Below are 19,170 nucleotides of genomic sequence, written 5' to 3'. Positions count from 1 at the left end.
TTTAAAAATTCTATGGGTTGACTGTGGAAGAAATTGATTATAACGCCGCCCGAGTACTGGATCATCTGAAAAAGCAGGGTATTGAGCAGGATACCATTGTGATCTTTACCTCGGATAATGGTTCCTGGTTGTCAAAGGGCCGAAACGGCGGCTCAGCCAAGCCGCTGTTCGAGGGTAAGTTTACCGGCTTCGAGGGCGGACAGTGTGTGCCGTGCGTCGTTTGCTGGCCGGATACAATTCCTGCCGGATCGGTTTGTTCGGAAATGGCTTTCTCAATTGATTTGCTCCCGACACTGGCCAACATTTCCGGCACCGCGGTGCCGGATGGTATTGATGGGAAAGACATTTTGGGCCTCTGGAAAGATCAGGGGGCCAAAACCCCGCATGACCATTTCTTTTATGTATTTCAGGGAAAGGCTGTGCGTTCCGGAAAGTGGAAATATCATAGAAAAGAAGTGTTTAAAGTGAAGGAAACCACACGCGAAAGCGATGGCCCGACCCTCTACAACCTCGAAGAGGATATCGGCGAGGCCAATAATGTCATTGATGAGCACCCTGAAGTGGCAGAGAGGTTGGATCGGGCGCTTCAAACACACCTTGATCGGATATCGAAAAAAAATTAAAAAACAAAATAGTCTCCTGCTAACACGCAGGGGACTTGAGGATAAGAATACTTATGAAGAAGAATATACTATATTGGCTGGCAACAACCGTCATCGTCTCCGCATTCTCCATACAGGCGGCAACGGAACTGCTCGATCAGTCGACGATTCAAATATCTCTTCTTGAAGCCAATGGAGAGGCCAACGAATGGGCCGATTCCGTTGAAGGCTTGGAGACGAACCGCTATGGATATCAGATCTTTTTTGAACTAGAGGATGCGCCGAACTATCTATCGTTGACACTCGATCTGCCTGAATCGATCAAAGATATCACATTAAACGGAGCCCCCGTTCCAATTCCTCTGGAAGGTATGGAATACAGAACCATCCCGGGAATCCCGGCAACCCTGTTGAAAGAAGGAGAGAACGTTCTGATCGCAAAAACTTACGTTCCTGGGAAGAAAAAGAGGCGCAAAAAGAGTCAAATAGTAATGCCCTCAAAAGTATATATGGCCACCGATGGCAAATTCGCCCTGCAAGGTCTGCTGGCTGAAGATCTTGTTCTTCAAACCGGTCCAATCCTTGGAAGCGCTAGTCAAACCTCCGTCACGGTGGCCTGCCGAGTCAACCTCCCTGCGGAAGTACAACTGATCCTCGGCGACCAAACCCTGATTGCCAAAAAAGGCTTAATGCATTCCTTTAAAGTCGAGGGACTCTCTCCAAACACGGATTACTCCTATACGCTTCAGGGGCGTCCCGATGCGACCTCCGCTTGGGCAACGCTTTCAGAAAGCTATTCCGTGAAGACTTTTCCTCTGGGCGGCGATCTTGAATTCATCGCGATGGGCGACTGCCGTTCGAACCCGGAAGGCTGGGGGGCCATTGCCGCTGCTGTCACTAAACACAAGCCGATGTTCTGCGCATTTAGCGGAGATATGGTGACTATTGGGCAACATGATGTGCTCTGGGATAAGGAACTCTTTTCTCCGGCAAAGGAATTCTTTGCCACCATTCCGTACTACGCCATTATCGGGAACCATGAAGGTGGAGCGCCTCTATTCACCCGCGTCTTCCCGACGCCGAGCGGAACACCAACGTGGGAGCAACGAGTCGGCTCTGCACATATTATTTCTATTGATGGCGAAGAAGACTGGTCGGCGGAAAGCGAAAAAACCAAATGGCTGGAGGGCGTCCTCGCGGCATCCGATGCCAAATTCATTTTCTTGTTCTCCCACTTCCCCGCCTGGACGTCCGGACAACACGGCCGTCTCATCGATGGACAACCCAAAGAGCAACCGATTCGTGATGGACAGGAAGTGATTGTTCCATTGATGTCCAAATATAATGCGACCGCCATGATTGCAGGGCATGATCACACCTACGAACGGTCTGAGGTGCCGGGTAATATTTCCGTTATTGTGTCTGGGGGAGCTGGCGCCCCATTGCGTGATAAAGTTGAGGGGTGCGAAATCCAAAATCCGTATTCTGTCGCTTTTGCATCAGAATATCATTACTGCCTCTTTTCCATCAAAGGCGATCAATGCACGATCACAGCCTATGCGCCCGCAGGAGACATCCTTGATACACATGTTTGGAACGCTCGGGAGGCGAAGTAAAGTAACCGTCCTTTCGTCGCGTTCCTTAGGTATGGCAACGCGACGACGCTTATTTTCCTGAACTCCTGTGGGATGGCGGTGTTAGTTTTTGTGCATTTTGAGCCTCTTTGTGGCCATTAAGTCACGATGAGATCTGACCGTTTCATCAGGAAAGCGTTCCGTGCAGATGAGGCATGGATCTACTTTTTCGCATCGACCACTTCCATGCTTTTCCGCAGTTCGGTAATGACGGCCTTGGGATAGTCGCTTTCCGTGAGCACAACGCGCTTGAGCTTGAACGGCTCCAGCTGCTTGGCCAGCTGCTTCCTGTTGTCCAGCTTGACGCCGGTCATGCGCAACTCGTTGAGCTTCAACCCGCGAAGCTCGCCCAGATTATCCAGCTTGGAGCGGCTGATATCCAATGACTTCAACTTCAAGGGTTCCACGATATTGCGCCGGTAGACCCCGATAATATTGAAGGAAAAGACCGAGTAGCCGGAGCCGGACAGATTGAGGTGGAAGCCACCATCCCGCTTGCTTAGCGCCAATGGCTTCGCTTTGGCCCGTGGAATATAATTGAGTTTATCGAGCACGGCGGAGGCGAGCGGTGCATATTCTTCCGGCGAGGCCGAGGCTGGGCGGCGGCGCATGTGGTGGTAGTACAGATAGTAGAGCGTCATTTGATTGGCGGCGCGGCCCTCATTGAACAGGTCGGCCAGCTGTTGGTCGGTCAGGCGCCTTTTGTCGACCGGCTTAATCTTGGCGTATTTGCGGCTCAGGGTGCGCATCTGGCCGATCCGCTTCGATTGCCCTGCGCCGTCAAAGCATTCGTTGGCGGCGTTGAATTCGCCCAGCACAAAATGCAGGATGCCTTTTTGCTCCAGCAGGTTTTGCCGTTTGACCGTATCCACGTTTTCCTTGAGGCCGGTTTCCAGGAGCTGGACCATCGAGGCGGCATTGACAAAGTCGCGGCTGCGGACGGTATAGGACACGGCTTCGCTCAACCCCTCGCCGAGCTCCTTCGCCAGCCGCTGCTGCTTTACGTAGAGGCTGAAGTTTTCTTCCGCTTGCTCGCGCGCCTTTACGGCATCGGCCTTCTCGCGGCTGATAGCCACCAGGTTGCCGCTGATCACCACGGCGAGCAGCAGCAGGAAAAAGATGACGAGCGATGCCAGCCGGCTGTGGCGCTGCAGCAGCAGGGAGATGTGGATCAGCCATCCGGCATGCTCCGCCTGCGTGGGGTATCCGGAGAGGAAGCAGCTGATTTCCTGGCGCAAGGCCAGCACGCTTTCGTAGCGGTTGGCAGGCTCCAGCGCAAGCGCCTTCATCATAACGGCGGAGAGGCCTTTCGGAATCCGTGCATCCGGCTTGCGCCGGCGCGGGGGCACCACCTTGCCCTCGCGTGTGTTTTGAACGACCTCGTTCGCCGAGCTGCCTTGCACGGGGAGTTCATGCGCCAGCAGCATGTAGAGCAAGGCGCCGAGCGCATAGATATCGGTCTGCTCGGTCTTTTCGGCATAGGCGAGGGTCTGCTCCGGCGCCATGAAACCGGGCGTCCCTTTCATGGTGCCCGAAAGGGTCATGTCGTTGAGCACGTCGGCGTCGAGCTGTTCGGAATCCTCTCCGGACAGGCGATCTTCGGGGGTGTTCATCACGCGCGCGAGGCCCCAGTCGCAAACCAGCACTTCGCCGAACTCGCCGACGCGGATGTTGTCGGGCTTGATGTCCAGATGCAGCACGCCGCGCGAATGGGCATAGGCAATGGCGTCGCAAACCTTGATAAAAATATTGAGCAGGGTTTCAAGCGGATAGTCGCGGCGGTAGCCTTCGTCGCCGTCGCGCAGCTTTTTAACGATGGTCTTGAGGCTGTCGCCGGGCACGAGTTCCATCGAAAAGAACGGCACGCCGTCGGGATCGAACCCCATGTTGTAGACCGGCATAATGTTCGGGTGCGCGAGATTGGCCGTCAGGCGCGCTTCGCGCAGAAACTGCTCCTGATCCTGCAAGTTGTCGGCGCGCACGGAACGGGCCATCGCCACCCGGCGGTCCAGCCGGTGGTCGTGCACGAGCGCCACTTTTTTTTCGCCGCCCTCCGCGATTTTGTTGATCTCGCGGTAGCGCTCCACATTGTCCTTGAGCGAATTAAGGATGGGCGTGAGCGATGCCGCTTCATCATCCGTCAGCGAAAGGGCATCCGTGTTATAGAAGTCGCGCAGCGTCTCGTTGCGATCGCTGAACGTCTTCTCCAGTTCTTTAGTGTCGCCTTCCGCCATACTGAAAACTTTCCTCGAGTTGGAACCGGCATTTATAGCGCGTTTGCAGGCATTGGAAAACTATTTGTTTCGCCAAGCGCCCTCCATCCCGTGGAAGAGCCAGTCGGCTTCGGGCACGCCCCAGGCGGCGGGCGGATAGGCAAAAGGCTTGAGCTGGTCGATCTGGTCGAAGATGGGCTGGACGACGCGCCACTCGGCCTCGACTTCGTCGGAGCGGGTGAACAGGGTTGAGTCGCCGTGGAGCGTGTCGAGCAGGAGCCGTTCATAGGCTTCGGGCAACGACTTGTTCCAGGTGCCGGAATAGGAAAAATCCATTTTCACGTCTTCCACCACAAAGCGCATGCCGGGCCGCTTGGTGCCGACCTTGAGAAAGATGCCTTCGTTGGGCTGGATCTGGAAAATGAGGGTGTTGGGCTTAATGCGGGCAATGTCGCACACGTCGCCCTCGCATTCGATCTGCTGAAAGAGCTGCAGCGGAGGCACCTTGAACTGCACGGCGACCTCAGTGGTTTTCTTGGCCATGCGCTTGCCGGTGCGCAGCAGGATCGGCACGCCCGCCCAGCGCCAGTTGTCGATTATCAGCCGCAGCGCGGCAAAGGTTTCGGTGGTCGAAGCCGGATCGATCCGCTCCTCTTCGAGGTAGCCCTTGATCGGTTGCCCGTCCTCCTCCATGCCGGCGGCATACTGCCCGCGGCAGACCGCGTCGGAAATATCCTTGCGGACATCGAGCTTGGCGGCATTGAGCACCTTGACCTTTTCATTGCGGATGGCGTCGGCCGAGAGGTCGCCGGGCGGTTCCATCGCCACGAAGCAGAGCAGCTGCAGCAGGTGGTTGGTAATCATGTCGCGGATGGCGCCGTATTCATCGTAGTAGCCGCCGCGCCCCTTTTCCATTCCGACTGTTTCGGAGGCCGTAATCTGGATGTGGTCGACATAGCTGCGGTTGAACACCGGTTCGAAAATGGCGTTGGCGAAGCGGAACGAAAGAATGTTCTGCACCGTCTCTTTTCCGAGATAGTGGTCGATGCGGTAGATTTGCGATTCGTCAAGATGGCGCAGCAGCTGGGCGTTCAGGGCCTTGGCGCTGGCCAGATCTTTGCCGAACGGCTTTTCAATCACCACGCGCGTCCAAGGCGCGCCCCCCGGCTGGGCCACCATGCCGGACTCCTTCAGCGACCGCACCGCGGTCTCGAACAGCGACGGGATGATGGACAGGTAGTAGAGGCGGTTTTCGGGATAGGTTTCCACATCCTGAAATTTTTCCTTCAGCCCGGCATAAACCTCTGGCGTGGAAATATCGCCCTGGTGGTAGCGGATGTGCGCAACAAAGCGCGCCACCGTTTCATCGTCCGGCGGCACGCGCGAAAATGCCGCAATCGAGTCCGCCAGCATAGTGCGGAACACTTCGTTGTCGTAGTCGCGCCGGGCCAATCCGACGATGGTAAAGTTTTCGGGAAGCAGCTCCTGCGCATAGGCCATGTAGAGCGCCGGGATCAACTTGCGGTGCGTCAGGTCGCCGGAGGCGCCGAAAATCACGATGGTAACGGGATCGTGGACCCGGCTTTCGCCAATCATTCCAGTTGCGCTCATGAGGGGAAACTCCTTGTTGATTGCCGGAAACCCTACACCGGCGGCACGCGCTTTTCAACGCTTGCCGTGGCTGCGTTTACGCGCTACCGTACGCGCATATTTTATGAAGATTCTCGGTCGCTACCTATTCAACAACATGCTCAAACCGCTGCTCTACCTGCTGGTGCTGTTCACCTTGCTGTTCATCGTTGCCGACCTGATGAACAACGCCGGAAAGTTCATGAAAACCGAGGCTTCGGTGCTGATGATGGCGAAATACTACAGCCTGCAGCTCCCCTCGCTGGTCATCTTCATCGTGCCGATCTGCCTGCTGCTCGCCACGCTCTACAGCCTTTCCTTGCTCACGCGCCACAGCGAAATTGTGGCCATGCGCGCCTGCGGCGTCAACATTCACCGCATCGTCCGCCCCTACCTCGGCATCGGCTTTGTCTGCTTCCTGCTGACCGCGGGCGTCAACGAATACACCGGCCCAAAATACGCTTACCGCGCCTACCAGCTGCTCCAAAGCCAGAAAGACGAGTCCGACGACGTCTATTTCGAGCATATCCCCTACAAAAACCCCACTGCCGGCCACAGCTGGTACATTGAAAGCTTCGACACCCGCAACTACACCATGCGCGGCGTCACCCTCCGCCGGCAACGCGCCGACGGCAGCGACGCCCTGAAATACACCGCCAAGAAAGGCATGTGGATGGATGGCCGCTGGTGGTTCGAAGACGGCGCCGTCCAGCGCTTCGATCTCAACAGCAATCTCGACGGCCCTGCTGAAACCTTCCAGGTGCGCGAAATGCGCGACCTCCCAGAAATCCCTGAAGACTTTCTCGGTGAGGCCAAAGACACCGCCCACCAATCCTCTTACGAGCTGTGGAAATACATCCGCACCCACCAGCATCTCTCCAAAGCCACCATCACCTCCAAGCATGTCGACATCCACCACAAGCTCACCATGCCCTTCGTCTGCCTCATAGCCACCATCATCGGCATCCCCGTCGGTGCGCACACCGGCCGTAAAGGCGCCTTCGCCGGCATCATGCTCGCCATTAGCATGTTCTTCGGCTTCTACGCCATGCAGTTTTCGATGGAATACCTCGCCAAGCAAATGATCATCCCCCCCTGGGCCGGTCCCTGGCCCGCCGTCGTTGTTTTCGCCGTCATCGGCTACAGCATGATCCACCGCATGCGCTAAAGATCCCCGTGCAACCGATGGGCGCCGAGGCCGGCGTCCCTCCACCTTCTCTTGGAGGGAGGCGTTTCATCGCCGCCTGTGCGGGCAGAGTTTCCGGACCGAAACATAAAGAAAACCATGGCGGTACAACCTGGTTTTTCATGCAGATATCCATCAGATATCGACGGTTTTCCGGGCCGTTAACCTTTCTTTAAACCATTCGGTTTTTCGAGTTCGGCGATGATGTTCAGGTCGGCTTTGGAGTAGGGGACTTTGCGGAGGTCGGAGATTTTCAGCCATTGGAAGTTCTGGCATTCAAGCGGGCGGGGACGGCCGGATTTTATTTTGGCGAAGTAGGTGTGCAGATCCATGGTGAAGTGGCTGTAGGCGTGCTTGACGGTGACGAGGAAGCCGCAGGTTTCGATGTTGATGCCGAGTTCTTCCTTCAGCTCGCGCACAATGCATTGCTGGATGGTTTCGCCGGTTTCCTGCTTTCCGCCGGGGAATTCCCAAAGGCCGCCGAGCATGTCCTTTTCGCGCCGCTGGGCAATCAGCACTTCGCCTTTGCGGTTGGTGACGACGGCCGCGCCGACGACCATGTGCGGCGTTTTCTTTTTGGGCGCTTTGACGGGGTAGTCGGTGGGGCGTCCGGATTCATGGCCGAGGCAGACCTTTGACATTGGGCATTCGCCGCACTGCGGATTCTTGGGCAGGCAGACGGTGGCGCCGAGCTCCATCATCGCTTCGTTAAAGTTGCCGGCGTCGCCCTTCACGAGCAGCTCGTCGGCGAGCTGCTGAAGTTCTTTCTTCGCGGTCGTGGTACGCGTGTCGGTGGTGTAGGCGGTCAGGCGGGAGAGCACGCGGATGACGTTGCCGTCGAGCACGGCCATGTCGAGGTTGAAGGCGAGCGAGCCGATGGCGGCAACGGTGTAGCCGCCAATGCCGGGAAGCTTGAGGATTTCTGCCGGATCGCGCGGGAAGCGTCCGCTGTAGTCGGCTGCAATAATCTGCGCCGCTTTGTGGAGGTTGCGCGCGCGGGAATAGTAGCCGAGCCCCTCCCACATTTTAAGCACATCCTCCTGCGAGGCGGCCGCCAGCGATTTGAGCGACGGGAAGCGCTTCATGAAGCGGTGGAAGTAGGGCGTGGCCTGGTCGACGCGCGTTTGCTGGAGCATCAGCTCCGAAATCCAAACACGGTAGGGCGTGCGGTTGCTGCGCCACGGCATGCTGCGTTTGTTGGCGGCAAACCACGGCAGCAGCCGGGCCTTTACCGCGCGTTTTATTTTGTTCATCCGAGGATGTCTCCCACGCCGTCGAGGATTTGGTCGGGGCGGTAGGCGAAGGCGTTGACCTCCGCGCGGGAGGTGCATCCGCTCAGTACGAGTACGGTGGCAATCTCTGATTCGACGCCGGCGAGGATGTCGGTATCCATGCGGTCGCCGACGATGACGGTGTCCTCGCGTTGGCAGCCCAGCCTTTGGAGGGCGGTGCGCATCATCAGCGGGTTGGGCTTGCCGACAAAGTATGCCTTTTGGCCCGAGGCTTTTTCAATCGGCGAGATCAGCGCGCCGGTGGAGGGCACCATGCCTTGCTCAGTGGGGCCGGTTTGGTCGGGATTGGTGCCGATGAGCTTGGCGCCCTGCTGGACAAACTTGACGGCGCGCAGAATGCTTTCGTAGGTGTAGTTGCGCGACTCGCCGACGATGACATAGTCGGGGTTGACGTCGTTCATGCTGATGCCGGCGTCGTAGAGCGCGTTGCTAAGCCCGGTTTCGCCGATGACGTAGGCCGAGCAGCCGGGCGCCTGCTTGGCGACGAAGGCGGCGGTGGCCAGGGCGCTGGTGTAGAAGTGCTCCTTCGGCACATCGAGCCCGAGGCGGGCGAGCTTTTCCTGCAGCTCGCGCGGGGCGCGTTCGCTGCTGTTGGTCAGGAACAGGAAGCGCTTATCTTCCCTCTTCAGCCAATCGACGAATTCGGGGACGCCCGGCAGGAGCTTGTTGCCGTGGTAGATGACGCCGTCCATGTCGCAAATGAAGGCCTTCTTGCTGCGTATGTTTTCCATTGCCGCTTCTCCAAAATAAAAACCCGGCTCCAACGATTGGAAACCGGGGCGTATTCTCCAAAGTCTGGAAGCCGGGTCGAGCGTATTCAGCTTAATATCTGTTTTCCGCACCCACCGCATTTCCCGCTGGCGACAACGGTCGGCCCATTTATTTCTTTTTGGCCTTCTTTTTCTTGGAGCTGCTCGTCTTTTTGGAAGAGCTGGTTGCGCGGATGGGGTTGTCGATGCTGTAGAGCCATTTATCGGACAGAAAGGACCGCTCGTTGGATGATTTAGCAAGGATTTTTCCGTCGCGCCGCACCACAACAATGTAGCCGGCATAGACGTCGCCGGAGATATTCTTTTTTGAGGACGAACTGTTGTTGTTGCTGCTGTTGCCGGAGGACTCCTTGGAGGTTTTGGTTTCTACATAACTGACGGGTTTTGATTCGGCCTTATGCGCGGTGCGCTTGCGTCCGGCGATGGTAAGGGTTTCTTTTCCCTTTTCGCAAATTTGGGGTTCGCCTTTGCTTCCATTGCTCTCTATAGGGCGTTTGATGAAGAACCATTCAAGATCGAAGGTGTCTTCTTGGGGGGAAAGGTTATTGACCTTCATGTCGAGTAAGTAGGTCTGGGTTTCCGTTTCTGTTTTAGTGACAGAGGAGCCTTTCTCGGATTTACTTCTCTCGCTGTTCTTTTCGAGTTTTCCGGAGGCCGCTACGCTGGCTCTGTGGGTTTGGGCGGGTTTGGCATGCGCAAGGCTGAATGCCGTTGTCGTTAGCGCAATGGACAGGGCTGTTCTTATATTCATTCGTTTTCTCCTATTGGGTTGAAGTTATGTTTTCGTTCAGGTGTGAAGGCGTCGGGCTACCGAAGTTTTGAGGTCCACTCGTCGGAAGCGAAGATGCTGGAGCTGGCTTTTTGGTCGAGAATTTCAGAACCGTATTTGAGGCGGACGATCCAGCCTTCGTTTTCGACGCCGCTTTCCTTGATTCTGGCGTCGCCGCTGTATCCGCTGCTTCGGTTGGTTTCGATTTTTTGAATCACAAATGGATCGGATGCAATGTCGACGAAGGTTCGTTTGCGCGCCTCAACGGTGACCTTTTTGGAGTCCGTGCTATGAATCGTGGTTGGGCTCTCGTCTGCCTTGTCGTCCGTTTTAACCGCCTTGCCTAAAAAGAACCATTCCACGGTATAGGTGTCCGGATGGGTGGTGGCATTAGTGATGGTGGCTTTAAGCCGCTGCACTTCAGTGCGCGTTTTGGTGGTTGTGGTTGTGGTATTGATTTCGCCGCTGTTTTTACTTTTCTTGTCTTCGTTCTCGCTCTCGCTCTCGGATGACTTCTCCACTTTGGCTGAGACGGCAAGGCTCGCTTCGTGCAGGTTGGCTTGTTCTTCAGCCATGTTCTCCATATTGAGCTGCTGCTTGAATTCGCGGGTTTTGACGACGGCTTCGGCGTGGGCGAAGTCTTCGGCGAAAAAGACGGCGCGCGAAGTTTCGTGGAGCGCAGTGCGCTTGTAGGCCACGCTGCCGGTGTCGGTCAAGAGCGTCATGTCCGTGGCGCCGAGCTTCATTAGGATGCCTGTGCGCGGCTGTCCGTTCGCCAGTTTAACGGAGACCTCGGAGCCGAGCTCCGGCGGTTGGAAGGTCGGCGCGATTTCCGCCTTCTGCTGTTCGTAGTATTCTTTGACGGAGTCGCCGGCAAAAACGGCAGACACGCCCAGAACGAGGGTCAGGATTGCAACGGTTCTTTTCATGTCGGGAGGTTCCTTTCTCTATTGGACGTTGGTGGAGGGCAGCATGTGGACAACTTGGATCTGCCGCTGTGTCGCGGAATGGATGCGCAGGGTGTAGCCGGGGGCTTCGAGGGTTTCACCCGATTTGGGAATGCGCCCGAGCCGGGAGAAGATGTAGCCGCCGAGCGAGTCGTATTCATCGTTTTCAGGCAGCTTGGCGTCGAGCTCTTCGTTGAGCTCATAGATCGGCATGCGCGCCTGAACCATCACGGAGCCGTCCGGCCGCCGTTGCAATTCGTTTTCTTTAAGGTCGTATTCGTCCTCGATTTCGCCGACGAGCTCTTCGATGACGTCCTCCATGGTGACGAGGCCTTCGGTGCCGCCGTATTCATCGACCACCAGCACCATTTGCGCATGCGACTTCTTCATGAGCTGCAGCAGGTCGTTGAGCGGCATCGTTTCGGGGACATAATCGATTTTCTTGGCGAGCTGGCTGACCGTCGTTTCGCTGGCGCTGTCGGCCCCGAGCCGGAGGAGCTCTTTAACGTGAAGCAGGCCGACAACATCATCGATGTTTTCGTGGTAGACCGGAAAGCGGGAGTGGCGCGAATCTTTGATTTGATCGATGCACTCGTTCAGCGTCAAGGTGTCCTTGAATCCTTGAATGTCGATGCGCGGCGTCATGATTTCGCGGGCGATCGTCTCGCCAAACTCGAACACGCTGCGGATGATTTCCCGCTCCTCCTCTTCGAGGGCCTCTTCATCGGTTTCTTCGATCAGGCTTTTGATTTCGTCTTCCGTCGAAGGGCGGTCCTCTTCGTCCGAGGATGACATGGCATGGTGCAGCAGGCGGTCTTCAATAAACTGCAGCGGCCAGACAAAAGCATACAGCAGCAGCGTCAGGGTTCCAATCATCGGAAGTGCGGCGAGGGAGATGCGGTCGGCATAGCTTTCCGACAGCACGTACGGGATAATGCGCGCAACGAGCATGTAGAGCAGCGAAAGCAGGAAGAGGGCCGCCACGGTAAAGCCTTTGCCGCATTCCTGTAGAGCGAGATAGAAAAGAATGAAAGTGGCAATGGCGGTCAGCGTGAGCAGCAGGCGGGCGGCTTTCGTGAGTAGATTCCAGCGGTGCCGCCAGAATTCAAGCCGTTTGGTGTGTTTGCCTTCGCGCTCGATCAAGCGGGGCACGCCGGCGTCGCCGGTAAAGCGCAGGGAGGTGAAAACCGTGGCCAGCGTGGAGGCCAGAAGCAGCGTGGCGATGCTGTAAAAAAAGTACTCAGTCAGAATGTCGTTCATCAATGGGGTCTATGTTTCCTGTGCGTTTTAAAGCCGGCTAATAAGTCGCAACGCCGGCAGATGTCACACAGCTAAACGAAAGACCTGCTGGATTACCAGTCAAACTGCTGTTTTTTCACCACGAGACGGCTGTAAAAATCCGAGGGGGGAATTGCATCGGCAGGAATAGGTGATAGTGTAATGCACCTTATGAAAGAGATCATTGCTGCCATCATTGCCGGTTCCGCACTCGGGTGGGTTGCCATTCCGCACTGCTACGCCATGTGCGGCCCGCTGCACGTATCCGTTTGTGCGCTCCACCGCGATAAAAGTCTCAAGGCGCTGTCGCTGTTCAATCTAGGCCGCATCGTCGGCTACACCCTCGCCGGCCTGCTGTTCGGTGCGTTCGGCGAGTTCATTAACATTGGCCCTGCGCACTATTGCTGCCAAGAGGGCGCCCATCCGCTCCGCGGTGCGCTGCTGTCGCTCCTCTTTCCCGGCATAATGATGTTTTTCATTGCCGGCTACGCATTCCGTAAAAAGGGGCTGAAGGCGCCGAAGACGAGCTGGATGTCGCGCTTTTTCAGCGGAGGGCTCGGCAAGCTCACTGCCGGCGGAGTGTGTACTACGCTGATTCCCTGCGGCATGCTTTATGCCGCCTTTGCGATGGCCATCGGCACGGGTGTTTGGTGGAAGGGCGGCGCGTTTATGCTGGCCTTCGTGGTCACCCAAACCTTTTTCATGCAGCTGGGCATTTCGCTCGGCCGCCTCGTCGATAAGAAATGGGGCGCCCGCTTTGAGAAGGCCTTCCCGTGGATCTGCCTGTCGATCGGCGTGTTCTATGTTGTAATGTTTGCTTTCAAACTAATTCCACCCGCTCAATAGGAGGGTTCGCACAAAGTCTCGAAGCCACTAAGGCATAAACGCTCCTGTTTCTTTGTGGCTTAGTGCGAGAATAATGATTCATGGCTGACCGTTGCATAGTTTGTAATCGAAGCGTTCCCGGCGGGGCGGGCGAGTTTTGCTGTCCGGGCTGCGCGGCGGTCTATACCATCGTAGGCAAGATGGGGCTCGAGGGCTCCGAGCGCGATGAACGGATCCAATCCCTGCTTGAAGGCGTTTTTCCCGGTGGCGGCGGCGAGGCGGGGGAGGTGGCCGACGCTCCGGAAATCGAGAACGGGCAGGACCTCTGTTTTCTCGTGGGCGGCATGGTTTGTCCGGCCTGCTCCTGGCTGGTGCATCACAGCCTCGGGAAACTGGCCGGGGTGGGAAACGTCAACCTCAACTTTATCGCCGAAACCTGCACGCTCTCCTACGATCCGATGAAGATTGGCAAGGACGACATCCATGCCAACATTGAAAAGCTGGGCTACCAGTTCTACGAGGGCGCCGATGCGGACCGCGCGGGCTACGATTATTTCCGCTTTGGCGCCGGCTGGTTCTTTGCCCTGAACAACATGATGATTTCGTTCGTGGTCTACTCCGCCGAGAGCTGGGAGGTGCCGTTCGCCATGCAGCTGGTTTGTTCAGTCCTGCTTGCCGTATTTGGCACGCTCGTGCCGCTCTATGCCGCGCGCAACACCATGCTGGCCGGCTTCCGCCAGATCGTCATGCGCCAGTACCGGATGGAGAGCCTCGTTTTTCTCTCGGCCACGGCGGCGTGGATCTATTCGGTCTTCTCCATGGTCACCGGAGATTTTGCCCATCTCTACTTCGATGTCGTAGCGTTGCTGCTGATGCTCATCGAAACAGGCAATCTGATTTCGGGAAGCTTCTATAAAAAGCTGAGCCGGCGCGTCAGCTCGCTCTCGTGGCAGCTGCCGAAAAAAGCGCGCGTAGAGGCCGATGACTATGCCGCCGTTGAGGACCTTCAGCCCGGGCAGGAGTTTTTGGTGCTGCGCGACGAGATTGTCCCGACCGACGGCGTGTTGATGGGCGCTGCCGAATTTGACTTCAGCCTGATCACGGGCGAGTCGCACGGGGTTTCGCTGGAGCAGGGCCACTATGTTGGCGCAGGCGCCAAACTGCTCTCCGCCAACGCCCGCCTTTCGGTTCCGGCGGCGGGCAGCAGCAACCTCATTCAAAAGATTGTCGACAGCACCATCGAAGCCTTCAATACCCGCAAAGAACAGCTTTCGATGGGCGACAAGATCAGCCAGGTGTTTGTGCCGATCGTAGTGGCCGTTGGGGTGCTGGTCCTGTTTGGCAATCTGCTGTGGGGCGACCGCGGCGAAGCCATCATCCGTCTCTTGAGCGTGCTGATTGTGGCGTGCCCGTGCGCGTTCGGCATTGCCGAGCCGATGGTGCTCACGGCGGCGATTGAACGGGTGCGCGGGCTCGGCATTCAAATCTTCAACGGCGCCGTGCTGGCGCTTAAGCCTTCGGTGGTGGTGTTCGACAAAACCGGCACGCTCACGCGCGGCGCGCCAGAGGTGCGCAGCATCGTTTGGCTCGTCGATGAAAAAAAGGATTATCTCAATCTGCTCGCGTCGCTCGAGAACGGCATTGAGCATCCGATCGCCCGGGCGTTGGCCGCGGTGGGCGCGCCCCGGCCGATTACCGACCGGACGGTTGCCCGCACCGTGGTGTCGGCCAAAGTCGACGGCAAGCACTACCTCGCCGGAAGCGCCGAGCTGTTTCCTGACGTTGGGATTCCGCCGGGGTTGGAAAATTCTACCATCGTCATGTTTGGGGACGCCGAACAGTGCTATTTAGTGGTCGGTCTGCAGGATGCCGTCCGCGACGAATCAAAACAGCTTGTCGCCGACCTCAAGGCTGAGGGCGTTGAGCCTTGTATTTTTTCCGGCGACCGCAATGCGGTGGTGCGGCAGGTGGCCTGTGAGCTTGGCATGACGGATTTCCGAGGCGAGATGGGCAGCGGCGACAAGCAGCGCGAAATTGCGGCGCTGCAGGCAAGGGGCAAGACGGTTATGATGGTGGGCGATGGAATCAACGATGCGCAGGCGCTGGCGGCCGCCGATTTCGGGCTGGCGGTCTTTTCCGGACAGATTCCGGCAAAGATGAGCGCGGATGCTGTATTTATGGTTCCTGAGATTGGAAAACTGCGGGATCTGCCTTTCATGCAACGCAAGGTGCGCCACAAGATTCGGCTGAATTATGGCTGGGCGTTTCTGTACAATGCGGTCGGCATGTTCCTCGCCGGCGTGGGATGGCTTTCGCCCAAATATTGCGCCGTCGGCATGGTTTTTTCAAATCTGGTGGTCATCTTTAACTCGATGTACGGCATGAGTTTACCGAATAAGAAGTGAAATGGGGCGGGTGGGGCATGCTGGACGGGGAGGACGAAGCCTCTCTGGGGTTGGGGCGAAGGGGCCTCTGTTTCAGCCTCCCTGCGGCTTATTCCATAATACCCTTACTCTTTTTTGCGTGAATGGTCTTGACGGGTAAAGCACTCACCATTTATAGATGATAAAAGTTATAACAAAATGACCGTTTGAAGGAGACCCAAACTATGAAGCTATCAACTAAAGGCCGCTACGCCACTCGCATCCTGCTTTGCATTTCCCGCCTCGAAGGGGATCTGCCCGTGCCGAAAAAACGGATTTCTGAGCAGGAAGGAATTTCAACCGACTACATCGAACAAATCATTGTGCCGCTCAAGAACGCCGGCCTTGTAAACAGCGTCCGCGGCCTGCGCGGCGGTTTTCGTCTGGCCAAGGACATGGCCGATATCACCGTTTACGATGTCCTGGCGGCGTCGGAAGGCGACATCAATTTGGTGGGCTGCCTGGCGGAAGGCTGCAGCAACTCCGACAAGTGCGTGGTGCAGCGTGTGTGGCAGGGAGCCAGTGATGAGCTCCGGATCTATTTCTCGAAGATTACCCTCAAGGAATTGCACGACGACTATGTTAGGCGCACGGCCGACCAACCCATCATGTTCAATATTTAAATTGGAGATAGACGATGCCTGTTTATGAAAACATAACCGAAACTGTAGGACACACCCCGCTGGTGAAGCTCGGCCGTATTGGCAAGGGCCTGCCGGGCACGGTAGTGGTGAAGATGGAGTCGCGCAACCCGTTGGGCAGCGTGAAGGACCGCATCGGCGTGGCTATGATTGAAGACGCTGAGCAGAAAGGCTTGATCAAGCCGGGCTCCACGTTGATTGAGCCGACGAGCGGCAACACGGGAATCGCTTTGGCGTTCACTGCCGCGGCGAAGGGCTACAAATTGATTCTCACCATGCCGGAAAGCATGAGCATCGAGCGGCGCCGTTTGCTGCAGGTGCTCGGCGCCGAGCTGGTGCTCACCCCGGCGGAAGAGGGCATGCCCGGCGCGATCACCGCCGCCGAAAAGCTCGTTGAACAAAATCCCGAAGCCATCATGCTGCAGCAGTTCGACAACCCCTCCAACCCTGAGATCCACCGTGTGGCTACTGCAGAAGAAATCTGGGAGGACACGGACGGCGCGGTCGATGTTTTTGTGGCTGGCGTTGGAACGGGCGGCACGCTGAGCGGCGTGGCGGCTGGCTTGAAGGCCAAGAAGCCCGAGGTCAAAGCCGTGGCGGTTGAGCCGGCCAAGTCGCCGGTCATTGCCGGCGGCAAGCCGGGCGCCCATAAAATCCAAGGCATCGGAGCCGGCTTCATTCCAAACAATCTGGACATGAGTCTGATCGATGAAGTGATCGGCGTTGATGGCGACGCTGCCGGTGCTATGGCGCGTCGTTTGGCCAAGGAAGAGGGCATTCTGTGCGGCATTTCCGCCGGTGGCAACGTGCTGGCGGCCATCGAACTGGCCAAGCGCTCCGAAAACAGAGGCAAGATGATCGTTACCATGATTTGCGACACGGGCGAGCGCTACCTTTCCACCTGGCTCTTCGAAGAAAGGTAGGCCTTTCATCAGAGGCTGGCGAACGCCGGATTTCCATGCTTTGGAATCCGGCGTTTTTGCGTTTGGGCGGCGCGTTTTTGGGTGGATCGAGGAAAGTGCCGATGACTTGTGGGCGTTTGGGCTTGAGGGGGCGCTCCGGCTGACCTATTGTCCCCCCTTTATTTATAACTCGGGAAAGGGGTGTTCATGAACATCGTAGTATGCATCAAGCAGGTGCCCGATTCAGACAAGGTCACGATTGACCGCGAGACTAATCGCCTGAATCGCGCAGGAGTTCCAAGCATTATTAATCCGTTCGACGAGAACGCGCTCGAAATGGCGTTGCAGCTCAAGGATCTGCACGGTGGAAAGGTCATCGTCATCTCCATGGGGCCGTCGCAGGCCGACGAAGCGTTGCGTACCGCGCTTTCGCACGGGGCGGACGAAGCCATTTTGGTTTCCGACCGCAAATTTGGCGGCGCCGATACATGGGCAACATCCTATACGCTCAGTCTCGCCATCAAAAAGATCGAAGGTGTTGATCTTGTTCTTTTTGGCAAGCAGGCCATCGACGGCGACACCGCGCAGGTAGGCCCCGGCGTGGCGCACTTCCTCGATATCCCGATGCTGACCTACGCCAAGGCGGTCGAAGTCACTGGTGACACCTTCAAAGTGGACAAGGTTACCGAAGACGGCTACGAAATCTGGGACATCGACAAGCCCGCCGCTCTCACGGTTGTAAAAGAGGCCAACCAGCTTCGCATGCCGTCGCTCAAGAAAAAGATGGCTGCCAAGAAGGCCGAGATTCCCTGCTGGGGCGTCGAGGAGCTTCAGCCGGTCGAAGAAAACATCGGTCTGGCCGGATCGCCCACCAAAGTGAGCAAGGTTTTCGCGCCGCCGGTCAAGCTGAACAAGGAAATCCTTTCCGGCGAGCCGTCCGAAATGATTGCGGAACTGATTAAAAAGCTGAAGGAGCAACACGTACTATGAGCACGACAAAGGAACTTTGGGTATTCGCAGAGCAGCGCGAGGGCAAAATTGCCGGTGTGGTGCAGGAACTCCTCAGCCAGGGCCAGATTCTGGCCGACAAGGCGGGCTTCACGCTGGCCGCCGTACTGCCTTCCGCAGACGGAGCCGGGTTGTGCCAAGAGCTTTACAACTTTGGCGCCAAGAAGGTATATACAATCGACGATCCAAAACTGGCCGACTACCAGAACGACTACTATTCCCGCGCAGTCGCCCAGCTGATCAACGAGAAGAAGCCGGAAATCGTCCTCTACGGAGCAACCACCATCGGCCGCAGCCTTGCACCGACCGTGGCCGTAATGGTTGACGCCGGTCTCACCGCCGACTGCACCGAGCTCGACTTCGACGTTGAAGCAGGCAACCTGCTGCAGACCCGTCCGGCGTTTGGCGGCAATATCATGGCCACCATCATTTGCCCCGACCACCGTCCGCAAATGTCGACCGTCCGCTCCAACGTCTTCAAAAAGACCAAGCTTTCGGACCGCGAAGCCGGCGAGCAGATTCCGTACGAAGTCGACCTCTCCGGCGTGCCGGAACGCATGCGCCGTTTGGAATCCGTTCACGAAGCGGACAACAACAGCATCGACCTCAACGCCGCGCAATTCATCGTTTCCGGCGGGCGCGGGGTAGGAAAGCCCGAAAACTTCAAGGTCATCTACGATCTCGCCTCCGAGCTGGGCGCGGCGGTCGGTGCTTCGCGCGCCACCGTGGACGCTGGCTGGATTTCGCACCACCACCAGGTGGGGCAGACCGGAAAGACCGTGTGCCCGGTGATTTACATCGCCTGTGGCATCTCTGGCGCCATCCAGCATTTGGCCGGCATGCAGAGCTCCGACATGATCATCGCGATCAACAAGGATCCCGACGCGCCGATCTTCGATATCGCCGACTACGGCCTCATCGGCGACCTGCACCAAATCGTGCCGGAATTCCAGAAGCAGATCGCTGCAGCAAAAGCATCGTAAGCGCGGCCAAGCCGCGTGAATATCGAATAACGAACAAGGAACTGATGAATAAAGAAGTACAGCTCCTG

16 protein-coding genes are annotated in these 19,170 nt (G+C 57.1%); 9 read left to right on the top strand and 7 right to left on the bottom strand.

Translation table 11 applies throughout. The features are described from left to right. The first annotated feature begins 23 nt into the window (after positions 1 to 23). Together SCARR_RS14890 and SCARR_RS14885 are read left to right on the top strand one after the other, a co-directional pair. Positions 24 to 623, top strand: a complete 600-nt coding sequence (locus tag SCARR_RS14890) for a sulfatase/phosphatase domain-containing protein (RefSeq protein WP_168433333.1) — start codon at positions 24 to 26, stop codon at positions 621 to 623. A 209-nt stretch (positions 624 to 832) separates the two neighbouring features. Beyond that, positions 833 to 2,218, top strand: a complete 1,386-nt coding sequence (locus tag SCARR_RS14885) for a purple acid phosphatase family protein (protein WP_168433332.1) — start codon at positions 833 to 835, stop codon at positions 2,216 to 2,218. 179 nt (positions 2,219 to 2,397) lie between these two features. On the opposite strand, the gene SCARR_RS14880 is transcribed toward SCARR_RS14885, so the two are convergent. Both SCARR_RS14880 and zwf read right to left on the bottom strand, forming a co-directional pair. Beyond that, complete coding sequence (locus SCARR_RS14880; RefSeq protein WP_136062466.1) at positions 2,398 to 4,470, bottom strand: serine/threonine-protein kinase; 2,073 nt, start codon at positions 4,468 to 4,470, stop codon at positions 2,398 to 2,400. 60 nt (positions 4,471 to 4,530) lie between these two features. Continuing rightward, on the bottom strand, positions 4,531 to 6,060 hold the full coding sequence (gene zwf, locus SCARR_RS14875) for a glucose-6-phosphate dehydrogenase (protein ID WP_136062465.1): 1,530 nt from the start codon (positions 6,058 to 6,060) through the stop codon (positions 4,531 to 4,533). Positions 6,061 to 6,163: 103 nt separating this feature from the next. Here zwf and SCARR_RS14870 point away from each other — a divergent pair, with 103 nt between their 5' ends. Further along, positions 6,164 to 7,246 carry an LptF/LptG family permease gene (locus SCARR_RS14870; RefSeq protein WP_168433331.1) on the top strand — a complete coding sequence of 361 codons (1,083 nt, stop codon included), beginning with the start codon at positions 6,164 to 6,166 and terminating at the stop codon, positions 7,244 to 7,246. 179 nt (positions 7,247 to 7,425) lie between these two features. On the opposite strand, the gene mutY is transcribed toward SCARR_RS14870, so the two are convergent. The 5 genes from mutY to SCARR_RS14845 form a co-directional block, all read right to left on the bottom strand. After that, complete coding sequence (mutY, locus tag SCARR_RS14865; protein ID WP_168433330.1) at positions 7,426 to 8,517, bottom strand: A/G-specific adenine glycosylase; 1,092 nt, start codon at positions 8,515 to 8,517, stop codon at positions 7,426 to 7,428. Beyond that, positions 8,514 to 9,287, bottom strand: a complete 774-nt coding sequence (locus SCARR_RS14860; protein ID WP_136062462.1) for an HAD-IIA family hydrolase — start codon at positions 9,285 to 9,287, stop codon at positions 8,514 to 8,516. The genes mutY and SCARR_RS14860 overlap by 4 nt, the downstream gene beginning before the upstream one ends. A gap of 148 nt (positions 9,288 to 9,435) precedes the next feature. Beyond that, complete coding sequence (locus SCARR_RS14855; RefSeq protein ID WP_136062461.1) at positions 9,436 to 10,077, bottom strand: hypothetical protein; 642 nt, start codon at positions 10,075 to 10,077, stop codon at positions 9,436 to 9,438. Positions 10,078 to 10,133: 56 nt separating this feature from the next. Beyond that, entirely contained in the window at positions 10,134 to 11,024 is an 891-nt protein-coding gene (locus SCARR_RS14850; protein WP_136062460.1) for a hypothetical protein, read from the bottom strand. Between the two features lie 18 nt (positions 11,025 to 11,042). After that, a complete protein-coding gene (locus tag SCARR_RS14845) occupies positions 11,043 to 12,302 on the bottom strand; it encodes a transporter associated domain-containing protein (protein WP_168433329.1) in 1,260 nt (419 codons plus the stop codon). A 180-nt stretch (positions 12,303 to 12,482) separates the two neighbouring features. Here SCARR_RS14845 and SCARR_RS14840 point away from each other — a divergent pair, with 180 nt between their 5' ends. From SCARR_RS14840 to SCARR_RS14815, 6 genes are all read left to right on the top strand, one after another. Continuing rightward, positions 12,483 to 13,166 carry a sulfite exporter TauE/SafE family protein gene (locus SCARR_RS14840; protein WP_136062458.1) on the top strand — a complete coding sequence of 228 codons (684 nt, stop codon included), beginning with the start codon at positions 12,483 to 12,485 and terminating at the stop codon, positions 13,164 to 13,166. An 80-nt stretch (positions 13,167 to 13,246) separates the two neighbouring features. Next, on the top strand, positions 13,247 to 15,550 hold the full coding sequence (locus SCARR_RS14835; protein WP_136062457.1) for a heavy metal translocating P-type ATPase: 2,304 nt from the start codon (positions 13,247 to 13,249) through the stop codon (positions 15,548 to 15,550). A 203-nt stretch (positions 15,551 to 15,753) separates the two neighbouring features. After that, on the top strand, positions 15,754 to 16,191 hold the full coding sequence (locus SCARR_RS14830; protein WP_136062456.1) for an RrF2 family transcriptional regulator: 438 nt from the start codon (positions 15,754 to 15,756) through the stop codon (positions 16,189 to 16,191). A 14-nt stretch (positions 16,192 to 16,205) separates the two neighbouring features. Next, positions 16,206 to 17,132, top strand: coding sequence for a cysteine synthase A (cysK, locus tag SCARR_RS14825; protein WP_136062455.1), 927 nt, complete (start codon positions 16,206 to 16,208; stop codon positions 17,130 to 17,132). Positions 17,133 to 17,318: 186 nt separating this feature from the next. Further along, a complete protein-coding gene (locus SCARR_RS14820; RefSeq protein ID WP_136062454.1) occupies positions 17,319 to 18,101 on the top strand; it encodes an electron transfer flavoprotein subunit beta/FixA family protein in 783 nt (260 codons plus the stop codon). Next, positions 18,098 to 19,102: an electron transfer flavoprotein subunit alpha/FixB family protein gene (locus SCARR_RS14815; RefSeq protein WP_136062453.1), complete on the top strand. Its 1,005-nt coding sequence runs from the start codon at positions 18,098 to 18,100 to the stop codon at positions 19,100 to 19,102. The genes SCARR_RS14820 and SCARR_RS14815 overlap by 4 nt, the downstream gene beginning before the upstream one ends. Positions 19,103 to 19,170 lie beyond the last annotated feature (68 nt).

The sequence above is a fragment of the Pontiella sulfatireligans genome (genome assembly GCF_900890705.1).
Lineage (GTDB): Bacteria > Verrucomicrobiota > Kiritimatiellia > Kiritimatiellales > Pontiellaceae > Pontiella > Pontiella sulfatireligans.
The sequence above is the reverse complement of the archived record's forward strand: the minus strand, read 5'-3'. Positions and strand labels throughout refer to the sequence as shown.